Source organism: Prosthecobacter sp. GW821-HT29F12 (assembly GCF_058803405.1).
Window position 1 is genome coordinate 4,852,937 of record NZ_CM179517.1, and the last position, 17,180, is coordinate 4,870,116.

Annotated in this window: 15 protein-coding genes; 7 read left to right on the top strand and 8 right to left on the bottom strand. The window is 61.3% G+C overall.

The features are described from left to right. The first annotated feature begins 3 nt into the window (after window positions 1-3). From AC3RLQ_RS19985 to AC3RLQ_RS20015, 7 genes are all read left to right on the top strand, one after another. Window positions 4-1,119: a glutathionylspermidine synthase family protein gene (locus AC3RLQ_RS19985; protein ID WP_493030404.1), complete on the top strand. Its 1,116-nt coding sequence runs from the start codon at window positions 4-6 to the stop codon at window positions 1,117-1,119. 237 nt (window positions 1,120-1,356) lie between these two features. Next, window positions 1,357-2,970: a peptide chain release factor 3 gene (locus AC3RLQ_RS19990; protein ID WP_493030405.1), complete on the top strand. Its 1,614-nt coding sequence runs from the start codon at window positions 1,357-1,359 to the stop codon at window positions 2,968-2,970. A gap of 183 nt (window positions 2,971-3,153) precedes the next feature. Then, window positions 3,154-3,843 carry an SDR family oxidoreductase gene (locus AC3RLQ_RS19995; protein WP_493030406.1) on the top strand — a complete coding sequence of 230 codons (690 nt, stop codon included), beginning with the start codon at window positions 3,154-3,156 and terminating at the stop codon, window positions 3,841-3,843. 92 nt (window positions 3,844-3,935) lie between these two features. Further along, a complete protein-coding gene (locus AC3RLQ_RS20000) occupies window positions 3,936-4,586 on the top strand; it encodes a phosphopantothenoylcysteine decarboxylase domain-containing protein (protein WP_493030407.1) in 651 nt (216 codons plus the stop codon). Beyond that, a complete protein-coding gene (locus tag AC3RLQ_RS20005; RefSeq protein ID WP_493030408.1) occupies window positions 4,583-5,341 on the top strand; it encodes an inositol monophosphatase family protein in 759 nt (252 codons plus the stop codon). The genes AC3RLQ_RS20000 and AC3RLQ_RS20005 overlap by 4 nt, the downstream gene beginning before the upstream one ends. Window positions 5,342-5,347: 6 nt before the next feature. Continuing rightward, a complete protein-coding gene (locus tag AC3RLQ_RS20010) occupies window positions 5,348-6,130 on the top strand; it encodes an ABC transporter ATP-binding protein (protein ID WP_493030409.1) in 783 nt (260 codons plus the stop codon). Next, window positions 6,127-6,924, top strand: a complete 798-nt coding sequence (locus tag AC3RLQ_RS20015; RefSeq protein ID WP_493030410.1) for an ABC transporter permease — start codon at window positions 6,127-6,129, stop codon at window positions 6,922-6,924. The genes AC3RLQ_RS20010 and AC3RLQ_RS20015 overlap by 4 nt, the downstream gene beginning before the upstream one ends. A gap of 450 nt (window positions 6,925-7,374) precedes the next feature. Here AC3RLQ_RS20015 and AC3RLQ_RS20020 read toward each other — a convergent pair whose 3' ends face one another. From AC3RLQ_RS20020 to uvrB, 8 genes are all read right to left on the bottom strand, one after another. Then, window positions 7,375-8,391 carry a Gfo/Idh/MocA family protein gene (locus AC3RLQ_RS20020; protein ID WP_493030411.1) on the bottom strand — a complete coding sequence of 339 codons (1,017 nt, stop codon included), beginning with the start codon at window positions 8,389-8,391 and terminating at the stop codon, window positions 7,375-7,377. A gap of 36 nt (window positions 8,392-8,427) precedes the next feature. Beyond that, complete coding sequence (locus AC3RLQ_RS20025; protein ID WP_493030412.1) at window positions 8,428-8,628, bottom strand: hypothetical protein; 201 nt, start codon at window positions 8,626-8,628, stop codon at window positions 8,428-8,430. A gap of 350 nt (window positions 8,629-8,978) precedes the next feature. Continuing rightward, window positions 8,979-10,673, bottom strand: a complete 1,695-nt coding sequence (locus AC3RLQ_RS20030; protein WP_493030413.1) for a hypothetical protein — start codon at window positions 10,671-10,673, stop codon at window positions 8,979-8,981. Beyond that, complete coding sequence (locus AC3RLQ_RS20035) at window positions 10,670-13,225, bottom strand: hypothetical protein (RefSeq protein ID WP_493030414.1); 2,556 nt, start codon at window positions 13,223-13,225, stop codon at window positions 10,670-10,672. Before AC3RLQ_RS20035 ends, AC3RLQ_RS20030 begins: the two co-directional genes overlap by 4 nt. Before the next feature lie 3 nt (window positions 13,226-13,228). Beyond that, complete coding sequence (locus AC3RLQ_RS20040) at window positions 13,229-14,131, bottom strand: ABC transporter ATP-binding protein (RefSeq protein ID WP_493030415.1); 903 nt, start codon at window positions 14,129-14,131, stop codon at window positions 13,229-13,231. Further along, complete coding sequence (locus AC3RLQ_RS20045; protein WP_493030416.1) at window positions 14,128-14,490, bottom strand: GntR family transcriptional regulator; 363 nt, start codon at window positions 14,488-14,490, stop codon at window positions 14,128-14,130. The genes AC3RLQ_RS20040 and AC3RLQ_RS20045 overlap by 4 nt, the downstream gene beginning before the upstream one ends. Window positions 14,491-14,552: 62 nt before the next feature. Then, a complete protein-coding gene (locus AC3RLQ_RS20050) occupies window positions 14,553-14,852 on the bottom strand; it encodes a hypothetical protein (RefSeq protein WP_493030417.1) in 300 nt (99 codons plus the stop codon). A 113-nt stretch (window positions 14,853-14,965) separates the two neighbouring features. Further along, entirely contained in the window at window positions 14,966-17,143 is a 2,178-nt protein-coding gene (uvrB, locus tag AC3RLQ_RS20055; RefSeq protein WP_493030418.1) for an excinuclease ABC subunit UvrB, read from the bottom strand. Window positions 17,144-17,180 lie beyond the last annotated feature (37 nt).

Consider the following 17,180-nt stretch of genomic DNA (forward strand, 5'->3'; position numbering starts at 1 on the left):
TCCGTGCAACGCATCACCGAAACACCCCGCCCCGACTGGCAGGCCCAGGTCGAAGCCCTCGGCCTCACCTTCCACACCAACGACGGCCACCTCTACTGGGACGAATCCGCCCACTACCGCTTCACCGGCCCCGAGATCGACCGCCTGGAGCAGGCCACCGCCGAGTTGCAGCGCATCAGCATCGCCGCCGCAGAGCGCGCCATCCGCGACAACTGGCGCGACCGCCTCGCCATCTCTCCCCAGGCTTGGCAGGAAATCATCCACTCCTGGGATCGCGACGACCTCTCCCTCTACGGTCGCTTCGATCTCATGTGGGACGGCTCCGGCGAGCCCAAAATGCTCGAATACAACGCCGACACCCCCACCAGCCTGCTGGAAGCCGCAGTCGTGCAGTGGCAGTGGCTGCAGCAGACACGCCCCCACGCCGACCAGTTCAATTCCATCCACGAAAAGCTGCTCGCCTCCTGGCCCTCATGGCCCCAGCAGCAGATCCACTTCTGCGCCCAGCGCGAATCCGAAGAAGACTGGCGCACCCTGCTTTACCTCATCGACACCTGCCGCCAGTCCGGCAAAAGCACCATCGACCTCGCCGTCGAAGATCTCGGCTGGAACCAGGGCATGCAGACCTTCGTGGACCATCAAGACCGCCCCATGGAGCTTCTCTTCAAGCTCTACCCGTGGGAGTGGATGTGGCTCGAAGACTTCTCCTGCCATCTCCCCGGCAGATGCCAGCGCTTCATGGAACCCGTCTGGAAAATGCTCTGGAGCAACAAAGCCTTCCTCGTCCTCCTCTGGGAAATGTTCGAAGGCCACCCCAACCTCCTGCGCACCTCCTTCAAACCCGACGGCATGCACGACCACGTCGAAAAGCCCTACTTCAGCCGCGAAGGCACCAACGTCCGCCTCATCCAAAACGGCAGCCTGCTCGAAAGCAGCGACGGCCCCTGGCATGCCCAGCCCAAGGTCTACCAGGAGCTACACCCCGAGATCACCTTCTCCGGCAACCATCCCGTCATCGGCTCCTGGATCATCGGCGGCGAACCTGCCGGCATCGGCATCCGCGAGGACACCTCCCTCATCACCTCCAACACCAGCCGCTTCATCCCCCACTGCTTCTAACCCCACCTCCGGTCCATCCGGGTCGAAGCACGCACCGCAGGCAAAAAAAGCTCCCTGCCACGGTGCCGTCACCTCATCTACTCCTGTTAATCCCGTAATCTTGTTAATCCTGTCCATCCCTCTCCGCGCACCTCCATCCACTCCCTTCGTCCTTCAGCTTTCGCCATTTTCCATTCGAAAGCCCCCCGCCACTCCACTTGCATCCTTCCCCGGCTTGGACGAATACAACCGCCCCCCATGCCCCACGAAGCCCAAATCGCCCGCCGTCGTTCCTTCGCGATCATTTCGCACCCCGACGCCGGTAAAACGACGCTCACCGAAAAGCTCCTGCTCTATGGCGGCGCCGTCGCGCTCGCGGGTTCCGTGACCGCCCGCAAGAACCAGCGCGCCACCACCTCCGACTGGATGGAGCTCGAAAAGCAGCGCGGCATTTCTGTCAGCTCCACCGTCCTCCAGTTCGAGTACAAAGGCAGCGTCGTGAACCTCCTCGACACCCCCGGTCACAAGGACTTCTCCGAGGACACCTACCGCGTGCTCACCGCCGTCGATGCCGCCATCATGGTCATCGACGCCGGCAAAGGCATCGAGGCCCAAACCCGCAAGCTCTTCGAAGTCTGCCGCCGCCGTGGCGTGCCCATCTTCACCTTCATGAACAAGCTCGACCGCCCTGCGCGCGAACCGCTCACCCTCCTCGACGAACTCGAAACCGTCCTCGGCATCGGCGCCTGCGCCATCAACTGGCCCCTCGGCCTCGGCCAGCAGTTTCGCGGCGTTTATGACCGCCGCAAAAACGACGTCCATCTCTTCGAGCGCACCGTCCACGGCGCCTACCGCGCCCCCGAAAAAGTCGGCGGCCTCGATGATGAATTCGTCGCCAAGCACACCGTCCCCGAAGCCCTCGAACAGGCCAAGATGGAGCTCGAAATGCTCGACGGCGCAGGCCACGCCTACGACCGCACCAAGATCGATCGCGGCGAGCTCACCCCCGTCTTCTTCGGCAGCGCCAGCAACAACTTCGGCGTCCAGATGCTCCTCGACGGCTTCCTCGAACTCGCACCGCCGCCCGAGCCCCGCATGGCCGCCGACGGCCGCGTCATCGAGCCCACCGACGAAGGTTTCTCCGGCTTCGTCTTCAAGATCCAGGCCAACATGGACCCCCGCCATCGCGACCGCATGAGCTTTGTGCGCATCGTCAGCGGCAAGTTCGAGCGCGACATGCAGGTCACCCACACCCGCACCGGCAAAATCGTCCGCCTCGCCAACTCCCAAAAACTCTTCGCCCAGGATCGCGAGACCGTGAATGAAGCCTACGCAGGCGATGTCGTCGGCATCGTCGGCAATCACGGCTTCGGCATCGGTGACACCCTCGCCGTCGATCCCAAATTGCGGTTCGACGAAATCCCCCGCTTCGCCCCCGAAGTCTTCTGCTACCTGCACAACCCCAGCACCGCGCACTACAAGCGCTTCCGCGACGGCTTGGAGCAGCTCCTCAGCGAAGGCGTCGTGCAGCAGTTCATCCAGCCCCACGCCGGTCAGCGCGTCCCCCTCCTCGGAGCCGTCGGCCCTCTTCAGTTCGAAGTCGTGCAATTCCGTCTCGAAAGCGAATACAACGCCCAGAGCCGCCTCGAAACCGCCCCCTACACCGTCCTCCGCTGGGTCCGCACCAAAGACGGCGGAGCCATCGAAGACTTCGACATCCCCGGCGGCGTCACCACCGCCCAGGACAGCGCCGAACGCTGGGTCGTCTTCTTTAGCGACCAGTGGGCCATCAACTACTTCGAACGCCGCAACCCCAACGCCGAACTCTCCGAGATCCCCTGGGACGAAGTGGAGAAGAAAGCGGCCGCCTGATCAGGCCACGTTTTTAGACAGGATTAACAAGATTTCAGGATGACGCAGCATGGCTCGCCCTGCACAAGAGGCGACGTTTCGCAACGCCACTCTCAAGCCACGCCCGCGTAAATCTTGTGAATCCCGCAATTCTGTAAATCCTGTCAAAACAGCACCGCGCAACCCAAAGCCACCGCCTCCCCCATGCCCCCCAAAAGCGTCGTCATCACCGGCTGCACCCGCGGACTCGGCCGCGCCATGGTCCCCCTCTTTATCCAAGCCGGCTGGCAAATCGCCGGCTGCGGCCGCAATACCGCTCAAATCGCCGAACTCTCCAAAGCGTTCCCCGCCCCGCACCATTTCCAAACCTGCGATGTCTCCCGCGAATCCGACATCGCCGCCTTCTGCGACACCATCCTCGAAAAATTCGGTGCTCCTGACCTCGTCCTCAACAACGCCGCCATCATCACCCCCAACGCCCCCCTCTGGGAAACCAGCGCCGCAGACTTCAGCCGCATCATCGACATCAACATCAAAGGCCCCGCCTCCATGATGCGCCACCTTCTGCCCGCCATGCTCAAACGCGGCAGCGGAGTAATAGTGAACTTCTCCTCCGGCTGGGGCCGCTGCACCGCCTCCGACGTCGCCCCCTACTGCGCCACCAAGTACGCCATCGAAGGCCTCTCCATGGCCACCGCCCAGGATACCGGCGGCAAAGTCGCCGTCATCCCCATGAACCCCGGCATCATCGACACCGACATGCTCCGCAGCACCTTCGGCGATGGAGCCGGCGATTTCCCTGACGCCCAGAACTGGGCCCGCCGCGCCGTCCCCTACTTCATTAAACTCGGCCCCAAAGACAACGGCCGCTCCCTCACCGTCCCCGGAGGATAGGCCTCCGGCCTGTCAACGGCTCGAGGCGTCCCGCCTTCGTCCGGAATCAAAAAGCTGGAAGCCCAGAACCCCATCCTCCATGGTGCCGCCCCATGCGCCTCCTCATCACCGCCGGCCCCACGCGCGAACCCATCGACCCCGTGCGCTTCCTCTCCAACCGCTCCTCCGGCCGCATGGGCTACGCCCTCGCCGAAGCCGCCCACGCCGCCGGACACGAAGTCCTCCTCATCTCCGGCCCCGTCACCCTCCCCGCCCCATCTGGCATCCAGCTCATCCGCGTCGAAACCGCCCGCGAGATGTTCGACGCCGTTCGCACCCACCTCCCCGGCTGCGATGCCGCCATCTTCAGCGCCGCCGTTGCCGACTACCGCCCCGCCCAGACCGCCGCTCAAAAAATCAAAAAGTCCGCCACCACCCTCACCCTGGAGCTCGAACGCACCGAAGACATCCTCGGCTCCGTCCGCTCCCAGTTCTCCTTCACCGGCTTCCTCGTCGGCTTCGCCGCAGAAACCGAGAACCTCATCTCCCACGCTCAGGACAAGCTTCTCCGCAAAGGCTGCGACCTCATCATCGCAAACGACGTATCTCAATCGGGCATCGGGTTTGACAGTCTGGAAAACGAAGTCACCCTCTGCCTCCCCGGCGGTCAAACGATGCCCCTCCCCAGGCAGTCGAAAACCGCCCTCGCACGCGAATTGATCGCGCACATCTCCCGACTCTCATCCCCCCAAGCCCCGAAGTGAACGAACTCCTCGCCACCGCCACCGAAGCCGCGCACGCCGCCGGCAAAATGATCAAAGAACACTTCGGCTCCGAACTCACGGTGAACGAAATGCAGCGCCACGACATCAAGCTCGAACTCGATGTGCAGAGCCAGCAGCTCATCACCGACATGATCCTCGCCCGCTTCCCCGACCACGCCATCCTTGGCGAGGAAGGCGGCGAAACCGGCGGCAATGGCGATGTCGAATGGATCGTCGATCCCATCGACGGCACCGTGAATTACTTCTTCGGCATCCCCCACTTCTGCGTCTCCATCGCCGCCCGCAAACGCGAGTCCAAAGAGCTCCTCATAGGCGTCATCTTCGACCCCACGCAAAACGAAACCTGGACCGTCATCCGCGGCGAAAAAACCAAGCTCAACGGCAAAACCATCGAGGTCAGCAACCGCGCCGAAATGGCCGAAGCCGTCGTCACCGTCGGCTTCTCCAAGAGCAAGGAAGCCCTCGATCTCGGCTTCGCCCGCTACAAGCGCATCGCCTACGAAGTCCGCAAGACCCGCATGCTCGGCAGCGCCGCCCTCGCCATGGCCTACATCGCCACCGGTCGTCTCGATGCCTACGTCGAGGAACAAATCAGCCTCTGGGACATCGCCGCCGGCCAGCTCATGGTCGAAATGGGCGGCGGCAAAGTCACCCTCAAGCCCAGCACCACCAAGCCCGGCACCATGTTCATCTGCGCCTGGAACGGCAAGCTCCCCATCGAGGAGTACCTCTAACAGCCCATGTCCGCCCCCCCTGACACCCGCGAAGTCATTCTCGAAGCCATCGATCTCACCCGTGAGTTCGACGGCGTGAAGGCGCTCGACAGCTTCAGCTTCAAGCTCCATCGCGGCGAGGTCCTCGGCCTCCTCGGCGCCAACGGCGCCGGCAAGACCACCGCCATGAACTGCCTCCTCGGCCTCACCCTGCCGACCTCAGGCGAGCTCAATGCCTTCGGCCTCCCACTGCAGGCCAATCGCATCAGCATCCTTCAACGCTCGAATTTCTCCTCCGCCTACACCGCCCTCCCCGGCAATCTCCTCGTCTGGCAAAACCTCAGCGTCTTCGCCCGCATCTACGGCGTGCCCAATCCCAAGAAGAAAATCGCCGAGCTCATGGAGCTCCTCGAAATCTCCCACCTCAGCAAGCGCGTCACCGGCCAGCTTTCCGCCGGCGAGTCCACCCGTGTCAATCTCGTCAAAGCCTTCCTCAATGACCCCGAGCTCCTGATGCTCGACGAGCCCACCGCCAGCCTCGATCCCGACATCGCCGACAAAGTCCGCAAAGTCGTGCGCAAGGTCCAGCGCGAGCGCAGCATCGCCATCCTCTACACCTCCCACAACATGCGCGACATCGAGGAAGTCTGCGACCGCGTCATCTTCCTCCACAAAGGCAAGATCGTCCGCGAAGGCACCCCGGCAGACATCGTCGCCCAGTCCAGCAGCGACAACCTTGAGGACGTCTTCATCAAGATCGCCCGCGACGGCGAAATCCTCGACGAACCCAAGAAAGATTCCGCCCCATGAATTTCCGCATCATCAGCGCGCTCGTGATGCGCCACCTCTTCCTCTACTCCCGCACCCCCATGCGCATGGTGGAGCTCGTCTTCTGGCCCTTGGTCGATCTCGTCGTCTGGGGCAACGTCACCGTCTTCATCCAGAAAAACAGCGACGCCAAATTCGGCGGCTTCATCCTCTTCTTCCTCGGCGCGATGATCCTCTGGGACATCCTCTTCCGCGCCCAGCAGGGCGTCGCCATCTCCTTCCTCGAAGACGTCTGGACCCGCAACCTCCTCAACATCTTCGTCGCTCCAGTCCGCACCGCAGAGTACCTCAGCTCCACCTTCGTCGTCGGCTTCCTGCGCATCCTCATCACCTGCGTCGTCATGAGTTTCGTCTCCTGGATCGGCTACTCCTTCAACATCTTCCAGCTCCAGTGGTGGCTCGTGCCCTTCTTCCTCAATCTCATGGTCTTCGGCTGGGCCCTCGGCATGATCTCCACCGCGCTCATCCTCCGCTGGGGTCAGGCCGCCGAATCCCTCGCTTGGGCCGTACCTTTCTTCATCCAGCCCGTCGTCTGCGTCTTCTACCGTGTCGAGGACATGCCCGCCTGGTCTCAGCCCATCGCCTGGCTCTTCCCCGCCACACCCATCTTTGAAGGCATGCGCGAAGTCATGAAAACCGGCACCATGAGCTGGAATCACCTCTGGCTCGCCGCAGGCCTCAATGTCATCTACCTCACCCTCGCCGGCTGGCTCTTCGTCTGGGTCCTCAATCTCACCCGCAAACGCGGCCTCCTCACCAAGTTCGCCACGCAGTAAACTAACGGGGCATTCCAAGTGTAATGGTGGCATTCCTGCCCCCATTGACACGGTTTACGCATGTACAGCTGCAACAGTGGTGGGAATATTGCGTCCTTCGGTCCTTTCCGTCCTTTCCGTCCTTTGTGCCCTTCCGATCAGCCGTCACGCCCTCATGAGCCGCTTCATGCGCAAGCCCTCCCCCATTGACGCCATGCTCGAAACCCGTGCGAGCAATCCAAACCCAAGACGTCGGGGTTTCACTTCACGGCTTCGCAGCCTGACTCCGACCCTGCCTTGAAGGCCAACGGCCTTCCGTAATTGAGCCCAGGGATGCCGAGCTTTAGCGAGTGCTTCCCGTAATGCAGGTCATGCTTGGGAAGCAAACCCATCGGTTCGCCGCGCAAAGCGTCCACCAGCAGCGTCTGCAACCCGCCCCGCCGCGCATTTGCCGTCATCTGCCAGCGCCACTCACTCCTTCCACACCCCCGCCGCCCTCAGCACCGTCTCATGCACGCTGATGTCATGCGCCGCATCCCACGCCAGCTTCTTCTCCCCGCGCACAACCTTCGCCAGATCCGTAAACTCCCCCGCATACCGGTCCTTCGGCACCTCCAGTTGAAACGACTGCGTCCCCTTCTTGTAGCTCCCACGCGCCTTCGTCAGCGATAGATTCACCTTCCCGCTCTCCAACGGCACAATCTCAAACGTCCCCTCCGTCCCCGTCACATTGAATCTCCGCCTCGGCCCGCCAAACGGGTCCGCATGATTCACCCGCACCACCGCCGTCGCCTTCGCATACTGCAGCACCGCCATCTGGTTGTCCTTCACCCCATCACTCTGCGTCGGCGTCGAAAAAGCAGTCACCGACTGCGGCTTGCCCAAGATCGTCACCACCGCATCGATCACATGGCAGCCCAGCTCAAACAATCCCCCACCCGGCAGCGCACCGATGATCCCCCGCTGCTTCGCATCCCCCAGCTTCCCCATCGCCGCATCGATCTCCGTGATCTCCCCCAGCCACCCTTCACGCACCGCCTGAAACAGCAGCTCAAACGCCGGGTTATAGCGTAGCATATACCCCATCTGCACCGTCAGCCCGCGCTTCTCCGCCTCCAGCCGCATCGTCTTGAATTCCTCATGCTTCAGCGCCCCCGGCTTGTCCAGATGCACATGCTTCCCCGCCTCGATGCACCGCAGCGCCGTCGCGCACGAATCCTCCACCCGCGTCTCCACCGCCACCGCCCTCAAATCCGGCGTGCTTAAAAGCTGCGCCTCCGTCATCAGCGGCACCCCCTCATACCCCTTCTCACCTGCCACGCCTACGACCTCCCAAAGATCCTTCAAGGCACGCATCGCCGCCATCTTCCCCGCCGCATGCGCATGCTCCGTCCCGATCTGCCCAATGCGCAGTCGACCACCACCACCGCCGCCAGCGGCAAAAGCAGTGGAACCACAGGCGAGGAGAAAAGCGCGTCGTTTCATCATAAGAGTCCCTCTGAAACGACGCCAAACCCACATTCCTCACTCAGAAAGCTTCATCGCCGCAAGAACCGGCAGCTGCACCGGCAGCGTCACCACATCAAAAGCTCCTGCCGCAATGCGCTCGCCGGGCGTGACACTTCCTCGGAACGAGTTGCGAAATTCCAGTCCAGCACTGGCGCAGCTGCTCAGATTCAGACCAGCCACGACGACAAAAAGAGAGCGGATAAGTTTCGTTTTCATGCCGTCAAGATGCCCCACCTCCCGCCAATCCCCTCATCGACCCTCTACATGATTGCATTGGCCCGACCAATCCACCTATTGGCTGTTCATGCCGCCCCCACTTCCTCCGGACAGCCTGCACCATGCTTGAAAACCTTCGTTGAATATCCGGCACAAACTCACAACAGCCCATCGCCACTTCCTCGCAAACGCAGGACCTCAGAAAGCGCGTAGCGCTGGCATAACGGTAGCCGTGTGCGCCAGCCCACGAAACGCCATCCCCACATCTCTCAGATCCCGAGGAACCGCGTAGCGGTGGCACAAACCACCGCCACGCTCCAAGTGTGCATACACCCACGATCAAGCAGCCATCAGGGCTTCTTCGCCTCCGGCTTAGGCTCCGCCAGCACCTCCTCCATCTGCGCAGCAGTAAGTTCAAGCTCAACGGTCCCCCTCTCCTCCGCATGCCACAGCGTGGCATTCAGCCGCTTCACCCACTCTTCGTCCGTGGTTTTGAGCAGATCATGCTGCACAACGGGAGACGAGATGCGAAAATCGAAGCCTTGAGATTCATCGGCCTGCCATGCGAATCCCTGGTCGCGTCCCGGACCATACTCGTGCTGACGAGGGCAGAGATCCTGAGCCCTGTTCTCTCGCAACTCAGGGTCTTCCAGCACCAGAAGAAAACCCTCCGCCAGAGGTTGTCCGCGTGATTCCGCCGGCCGGTGTTCGCGTGGCGGAAGCATCAGTGGATAAACCCGATGCAGGCGGCCCTTGGTCTCCCAGCCGATAAAGTTCGGCACGACTGGCTGAAACTCCACACGCAGGCCCGGACGCACCGGAAAGATGACACCTTGCTCCCAGAGCTTCTTGAAGGGAACGGTGCCAATGCGCCGCATCTCATGCACCGCGAGCCGCAAACGCCAGCGCGCTGGCATCACTTTCGGATCAAGGTGCAGGGGCTTGAGGGCTTCGTGAATCTTCGGACGTCCATTGTAGAGCCTATTGTTATACAATTGATGCCACCAGAGCGTGGTAGGCGCGCTGTGTTTGAGCAGAGCACGGACGTGCTCAAGGTGCAGCCAGGAGTCGAATCCGTTCGTATTCGGCACGAGATCCGAATAACTCCCGAGTGGAGGCCACTCTTTGTGCCCATCCATAATCGGCGCAAAATCAATCACACTGGCCACTTCGTCTTTGCCCAGCCCGGTGATCCGCAGCGTGGGCCACAGCACTCGCCCTGGTGCCTTGTCAGCAGGATCCGCCTTGCCCGTTTTCAAACCGATTTTTTTAACTGGATAGCCAAGCGCCGGCGGCGTGATCCAGTCCACCTTCCACATCGCTGAAACGAGCGGTGCCTGCATCAAACTGATGACGAGCACCCCGACCGCAACCGCCCGCCGACGCGGCACGGTCGCGAGCCACCATGCCGCGATGACCCCAAGGAACGCGACCCCGCTGGCCACAATGCCTCCGCAAACCTTCAAAGCCTCGGCAGCAGCATCGTTTTTGGCAGGCATCCAAAACTGCAACATGGACACTCCACCTGTGAGCCAGAGTCCTGCAAGGAGCACCCCGAGGACCGCGAGGGCGATGACTTGCCGCGTCGTGCTCGTCAGAGCCGTGAGCGCGCTCACAGTTCCAATCATCAACCCAAAGTAGAGCATCACCCCACTCCCGAGCGCGAGCCATGCCCCTGTTCCAAACTGAAAGCCAGCCCACCCTGTGCTTTCCACAATCAGCAGTGGCAGCACGATGCCGCAGAATAGAAACGCAATCTTGCCCAGCCAAAGTGCTGTCTGGCCGATGGGACGCGTGAGCGTCATACAGTCGGTGTTCGACGGCGAGTCCGCACAGATGCATCGCCAGGCCACGGCGGCAGGAAGCAGGAACATCAGCAAAGGAACGAACCCCCAGAAGGCAAAGTAGAAATTGTCGTCGTCCATGCCGGAGCTGTAATAACGATGCAGCAGCGTCCACGCAATCCATGCCAGGACCCAGCCGCGATGATGCCGCCACTCCGTGCGGAACTGATGCATGATTCGAATGAGCAGCGTGGCAGTCATGGTTTGCGGAGCCTCCAGGCACGTTGTTCCGGCAGGTATTCAAAATCGGCGGCCCGCAGGTGCCGGTAGCGCGGCCACTGCTTCTCGCTGTCCACCTTCCCCTTCCAGAGCCTGGCACCGTCGGCCTCAAGCAGTTTGGGATAAGGCACAGCGCAATTTAGCGACGGTAGATCCCCTCCCATGGCCATCCATCGCAGGCAGACCTCCAGTGCCTCACGGCTGCCATACGCGGCGGCTGTTTTGAATCGGTCTGCAACCCCGTAGTTTTCGTTCCGCAGCGCGGGCACTTCCTCAAAAACTGCCGCCTGCGCGAACGCCTCCAGCCGTGGACGCAGAGAGGGAAACTTGTCCAGCTGCTCATAGTGGTGGCTGAAGCCATGGTCCTGGCACCTCAGCTCTTGCATGAGCCTCTCAAGCGAGGCTTCATCCCCCCATTTCAAAAGCAGGTTGTCGATGCCGTATGGCAGCCTCGGCGCTGCAAGCAGGCGCGGCTCCAGTCGGCGTGCCGCCTCACTCCAGCCTTTGCGGAGGATCGTATCCGTGAGCATCGTGTTCGTCATCACCCGGTCAATGATGCTGTCCCGTTGTTCTTCGGTCAGGTATTCGTCCAGCAGGCTCTTCGGCGGATAGTTGTTCCAGCCGGGCCACATTTCAGAAGGCAGCTCCAGCATGAGCGGAAGATGATTCTGCAGCAGTGGCCGGAAGGCATCTCCCACTTCTTTGAGCGCAGCCTTCTTATACGCCACCTCCGTGGCTTTGGTGATGGCAATCAGATCATAAAGGTAGCGCCGCGCCTCGGCTTCAGTACTGCCAGCCTCAGCTGGTTTCAAAGTCGCGAGACGTTCTTGAAAAGCCTTCACCTCACGTCCCGCATAGATCTGCTGGCTATACAATTGGCGCGGGTCTCTTCTGGGCGGATGATCCGCCAGCACGATGTCCGGTGATTTCCAGGTCCATCCAGTGGTGCCCAGATAACGACTGCGCAGCAGCATGATCCTGAGCTGAGACACATCCACTCGGGCATCCTCCCCATCTGCATAGTTCAGCACGTTGCGCCAGCTGAGATGTTTGGCCAGACGGCTCCAGCCTGTGCCTCCAGCGCGGGCTGGCTGCTGCTGTTGAAATGCCGGCTCCACCCAGACAATCTGCCGCTGCGGAGAATAAAGCAGCAGCGTGGTGTCATCCATCGGTCCTGTTTGGATATGCTGCATGCTGACATGCAGATGCACGCTCAAGCCTCCGAGACTGGGCACGCCTTTTTCATTTTCATTGGGATTCACCTCCATGATCCGCACGGCGGTACCGTCAGACTCGCCCTTGGCGCCAGCTTGCAGCGGCAGATCGAGTGCGATTTCCCGCCGATACCAGTCGATCTCATAATCGGTCGTGAGTCTCAGTGGCTTTTCAGGATCTGGCAGCGGCTTCTTAAACTCGCAAAGATAAGTGGGTTGATGGGTGAACATACCCCAGGACGAGCGATCACTGCTTATGGTGAAAAGCGTGCCAGCCGGAAATAAGTCACGCAGCACTGTGTCCACCGACATAAGCGTTTGATAGGGTGCCTGAAAGCTAGCGTACCGTCGGCGCCGGCTTAAAGTCGGTATCGCGTGGCTGGATTTGTCGCCTTGAACAATCAAGGTGGACTGCGGGCGCAGCAGTACCGACACCTGGGGATCAGGAGTCTTTGTCCGTATCAGCGGATTGAACTGTCTCTGCCACTCTGCTGCAAAGCCTGAAAATTCAAGCGACCTCAGATCCACGTCCACCTTCAGCTGGGGTGCCAGTTCATTTGCCCGCGCTTGATTTTGCGGTGGGTCCTCCTCATTCCACGGCCACAGTCGGGCCAGCAGCAGACAAACAGTGGACATGCCCAGCATCACAAGCAGGCGCCACCGGAAAGTTCTCACGCTGCCTGCCTGATGCCGCCATGCCATCCATAGCAGGCCCAGGGCAAACGCCAGCATCGCCGCTGTCAGTCCCACAGGATTCTGTTGGTAACTCAGCGAGGTGTTCAGCCACTTCAGCGCCGCAAAATCCACCACCCGGTCCGCGATGAAATACCCTGCGGCGAGGCACCCCAGCGCCGCCCAAAACTCCCCACGCCGCCACAGCGCCGTCATCGGCAGCACCCACACCGTGACCCTGAGTGTCTCCACCGCTTTATCCCATGTCCCTGTCATGATCTCCGACACCGGTCGATGCGAAAGCACCAGATAAAGCGCGTTTTGCAAAACCACCGGCACAACGAGCAGCAGCAGCCAGAGCGCAATCCTCGCCAGCCAGTAGGAACGCATCGGCAGAGGCCGTGTGCTGATGAAACTGCGATCACTCCCCGGCTTGTCCTCCGGACACGATCCCATCAGCGCCATTCCCGCCAGCATCAGCACGGTGGGCAGATAGCTCAGCCATCCCGGCACATTCTCTCCCGCACGCAATGGCAGCAGCCATTCCAAGTTCACCCCGAGATCCAGCGCCAACAGCAGCAGAAACGCCAGCCAGCGCACCCGCAGATAATAAAACTCTTTGCGAAAATGATGCAGGACCAGGTTCATATCTCATTTCCCCTCCAGTCGGTAAGCCCTCGCCAGCGCCACAAAGATCTCCCGCAGGCTCATCGCCCGCACCTCATGCTGCGTCGCCCCCGGCACCGCCTCCCGCAGCGCCGCAACCAACGCTCCCTCATCCCCAAACCGGCTCGCCGTAAACCGCAGCGTCCTCCCCGCCTGCTCCGCGTGCAGCCAGTCCCCCGGCAGGCTCACCGGCGCTCTACCATCATCTGGTAGTACCACCTCCACCGCTCGAAACCGCGCCTGCAAACTGTCGCTCGTCTCATCCAGCGCCAGCTTTCCGCGATTGATGATCGCCACCCGGTCCGCCAGCCGCTGCACCTCCTCGATGTCATGCGACGACACAAACACCGTCCACCCCTCCTGCTCCGTCAGCTCCAGCAGCCCCCGAATAAACTCATCCCGCACCAGCGGATCCAGCCCACTGAACGGCTCATCCAGCACCACCAGCTTCGGCCGGTACGCCAGGCTGCTCAGCAGCGCCGCCTTCATCCGCATCCCACGCGACAGATCCTTCAGCTTCGTCCCCGTCGGCAGATCAAACTGCACCATGAGCTGCTTCTCAAAGCCCGCATCCCAGTTCGGATACAGCGGCCGGCAATAATTGAAGAACTGCCCCACCGTCATCCACAGCGGCAGCTCCATGTTTTCAGACACATACCCAATCTGCGTGAACTGCGCCGGCCCCAGCTTCCGCGAATCCCCGCCCAGCACCTCAATCCTCCCACTGTCCGGCCGGTGCAAATTCAGCAGACATTTGATCGTCGTGCTCTTCCCCGCGCCATTCGGCCCCAGAAACGCCGTCACCTGCCCCTCCGGCACTTCCAGGCTCAAACCGGCCACGGCCTCAGTTTTGCGGAAACGTTTATGCAGATCGGTGATCGTGATCATAGGCTTTTGAGATGTTTGATGACTTGCTCCAGCGTGAGATTCAGTTCCGCCGCCTCCTTGAGCAGCGCCCGGCATTCCGGCGTGATCTGCTCCAGCCGTTCCGCGAGGTCCGGCTGATCCGGCACCGTCACCACCATCCCGATGCCCGGCCTTGAGTTTAGCCACCCCGCATCCTTCAGCAGCAGCACCACCTTATGCGCCGTCGTCGGGCTGATCCGCAGTTCCTGGCTCAGCGTCCGTACACTCGGAAACGCATCCCCCGCCCTCATCTGCCCCGTTAAAAGCGCCTTGCGCACAGCCCCAAGAATCTGGTCAGAGACCGGACTCCCATCTTGAAGCTGGATCGAAAAAGGTAGCATACGCGAAGTGTGACCACTGTAACAGCACATCTGTTACACCTTCAAGCAGAAATTTCTCACCTCTACTTTCCATCCATCAAGAATCGGGGCTCCCCCCCCAACACCTCTGCCACCTCTGCCACCTCTGCCACCTCTGCCACCTCTGCCACCTCTGCCACCTCTGCCACCTCTGCCACCTCTGCCACCTCTGCCACCTCTGCCACCTCTGCCACCTCTGCCACCTCTGCCACCTCTGCCACCTCTGCCACCTCTGCCACCTCTGCCACCTCTGCCACCTCTGCCACCTCTGCCACCTCTGCCACCTCTGCCTCATTGCGGCAAAACCGAACGTCCCTCAAATCCGCACTCCACCACTCCACCACATCCCATTAATCCTGTGAATCATGCCATCCCGTTAATCCTGTCATCTCTCTCCGCACACCCCATCGCCCAACCATCACCCACCCACCCCATTTCGTCATTCGTCATCCCCCTCCTACTTCCCCTTCCTCCCGCCCCTCTTCGGCTTCGCATACGCCACACTCTTCCTCTGCGCCGGCAGCGCCCCGCTATCATCCGCATTCAGCCCCGCCCGCTTCTTCAGCTCACGGATCTGGTCCCGCAGCAGCGCCGCCCGCTCATACTCCAGCTTCATCGCCGCCTCCGCCATCTCCTGCTCCAGCTCACGGATCGTCTCCGTGATCGCAAAATCACCGCCCCCTTCGCGCACCACGCTCTCCTCAATCTCCCGCGCCTTGCCCAAAACCTGCAGACTCTCCTGCACCGCACGCTGCACCGTCTGCGGCGTGATCCCGTGCTTCTCATTGTGATCCGTCTGCACTTGGCGCCGATACCCGCTGATGCTCAGCAGCGCCCGGATGCTCTTCGTTTCAATATCCGCAAACAGCACCACCTCCCCGTTGATGTGACGCGCCGCACGCCCCGCCGTCTGAATCAGCGACGACTCACTGCGCAAAAAGCCCTCCTTGTCCGCATCCAAAATGCACACCAGGCTCACCTCCGGCAGATCCAACCCCTCACGCAGCAGGTTGATCCCCACCAGCACATCGCAATCCCCCGCACGCAGGCTCCGCAGAATCTCCACCCGCTCGATCGCATCGATGTCGCTGTGCAAATACCGCACCTTGAAATCCAAATTGCGCAGGTAGTCCGTCAAATCCTCCGCCGTCCGCTTCGTCAGCGTCGTCACCAGCACCCGCTCGTTCTTCTCAATCCGCTGACGGCACAGCTCGATCGTCTCATCAATCTGCCCCTTCAGCGGCTTGATCGTGATCACCGGGTCCAGCAGCCCCGTCGGCCGGATAATCTGCTCCACCACGAGCGACTTGCCCTTCGTCGTCACATCAAATTTATCAATCGGCTCCGCGCTCCCGCTGATCCGCACCGTCCGCGTCATCGGCAGCGCATCCGTCACCTTCGCCACGTAGCTGGTATTTCCCACCACACTGTTCTCAATCTCAAACCGCGCCGGCGTTGCGCTCACATACACCAGCTGCCCCACCTTCCCCATGAACTCCTCAAACCTCAGCGGCCGGTTGTCCAGCGCACTCGGCAGCCGGAACCCATGCTCCACCAGCACCGTCTTGCGCGACTTGTCACCCTCATACATCCCGCCTATTTGAGGAATCGTCACGTGGCTCTCGTCGATGAACATCAGCGGCGGCTCCTTGAAGAAATCCAGCAGCGTCCCCGGCGTCGCCCCCGGCTCACGCCCCGTCAGGTGCCGGCTGTAGTTCTCGATCCCCTGGCAGAAGCCCATCTCCTGCATCATCTCAATGTCATACTGCGTCCGCATCTTGATCCGCTGCGCCTCCAGCAGCTTCCCCTCCTTCTCAAACCACGCCACCCGCTCCTCCATCTCCTCCCGGATCTTCACGATCGCATTGCGCATCTTGTCCCCCGGCGTCACAAACTGCTTCGCCGGAAAAATCGTGTAGCTCGGCATCTTCAGCGTCACCGTCCCCGTCAGCACATCCACCGCGCTGATCCGGTCGATCTCATCGCCAAAAAACTCAATCCGGATCGCCTCGTTCTCCAGATACGCCGGCACCACCTCGATCACATCCCCGCGCGCCCGAAACTTTCCGCGCGTCAGCTGCACGTCATTCCGCTCATACAGCATGTCCACCAGCCGCGTCAGCAGAGTCTCCCGCGTCATCTGCATCCCCACGTTCAGCGGCAGCATCATCCCCTCATAATCTTCAGGAGAACCCAAGCCATAGATGCACGACACACTCGCCACGATGATCGTGTCTTGCCGCGTAATCAGCGCCCCCATGCTCGAAAGCCGCAGCCGCTCGATCTCATCGTTCACCGCGCTGTCCTTCTCAATAAACGTGTCCGTCCGCGCGATGTAAGCCTCCGGCTGGTAGTAGTCGAAGTAGCTCACGAAATACTCCACCGCGTTCTCCGGGAAGAAATTCTTAAACTCCGAGTACAGCTGCGCCGCCAGCGTCTTGTTGTGCGAGAACACCAGCGCCGGCCGCCCCACCTCCGCGATGATGTTCGCCATCGTGAAAGTCTTCCCCGACCCCGTCACCCCCATCAGCGTCTGGTGCCGGTTCCCCGCGCGCACAGACTTCGTCAGCTTCGCAATCGCCTGCGCCTGATCCCCCTGCGGTTGGTACTCCGTGTTAAGCCGAAAAACAGACATGATGAAACGTACGACCACCGTTCAGCAATGCGCTGAA

Bases quoted from the DNA above. Each gene is read 5' to 3' on its own strand.
- AC3RLQ_RS19990 (WP_493030405.1), top strand. From the start codon at position 1,357: ATGCCCCACGAAGCCCAAATCGCCCGCCGTCGTTCCTTCGCGATCATT.
- AC3RLQ_RS19995 (WP_493030406.1), top strand. From the start codon at position 3,154: ATGCCCCCCAAAAGCGTCGTCATCACCGGCTGCACCCGCGGACTCGGC.
- AC3RLQ_RS20000 (WP_493030407.1), top strand. From the start codon at position 3,936: ATGCGCCTCCTCATCACCGCCGGCCCCACGCGCGAACCCATCGACCCC.
- AC3RLQ_RS20010 (WP_493030409.1), top strand. From the start codon at position 5,348: ATGTCCGCCCCCCCTGACACCCGCGAAGTCATTCTCGAAGCCATCGAT.
- AC3RLQ_RS20015 (WP_493030410.1), top strand. From the start codon at position 6,127: ATGAATTTCCGCATCATCAGCGCGCTCGTGATGCGCCACCTCTTCCTC.
- AC3RLQ_RS20020 (WP_493030411.1), bottom strand. From the start codon at position 8,391: ATGATGAAACGACGCGCTTTTCTCCTCGCCTGTGGTTCCACTGCTTTT.
- AC3RLQ_RS20025 (WP_493030412.1), bottom strand. From the start codon at position 8,628: ATGAAAACGAAACTTATCCGCTCTCTTTTTGTCGTCGTGGCTGGTCTG.
- AC3RLQ_RS20030 (WP_493030413.1), bottom strand. From the start codon at position 10,673: ATGACTGCCACGCTGCTCATTCGAATCATGCATCAGTTCCGCACGGAG.
- AC3RLQ_RS20035 (WP_493030414.1), bottom strand. From the start codon at position 13,225: ATGAACCTGGTCCTGCATCATTTTCGCAAAGAGTTTTATTATCTGCGG.
- AC3RLQ_RS20040 (WP_493030415.1), bottom strand. From the start codon at position 14,131: ATGATCACGATCACCGATCTGCATAAACGTTTCCGCAAAACTGAGGCC.
- AC3RLQ_RS20045 (WP_493030416.1), bottom strand. From the start codon at position 14,490: ATGCTACCTTTTTCGATCCAGCTTCAAGATGGGAGTCCGGTCTCTGAC.
- uvrB (WP_493030418.1), bottom strand. From the start codon at position 17,143: ATGTCTGTTTTTCGGCTTAACACGGAGTACCAACCGCAGGGGGATCAG.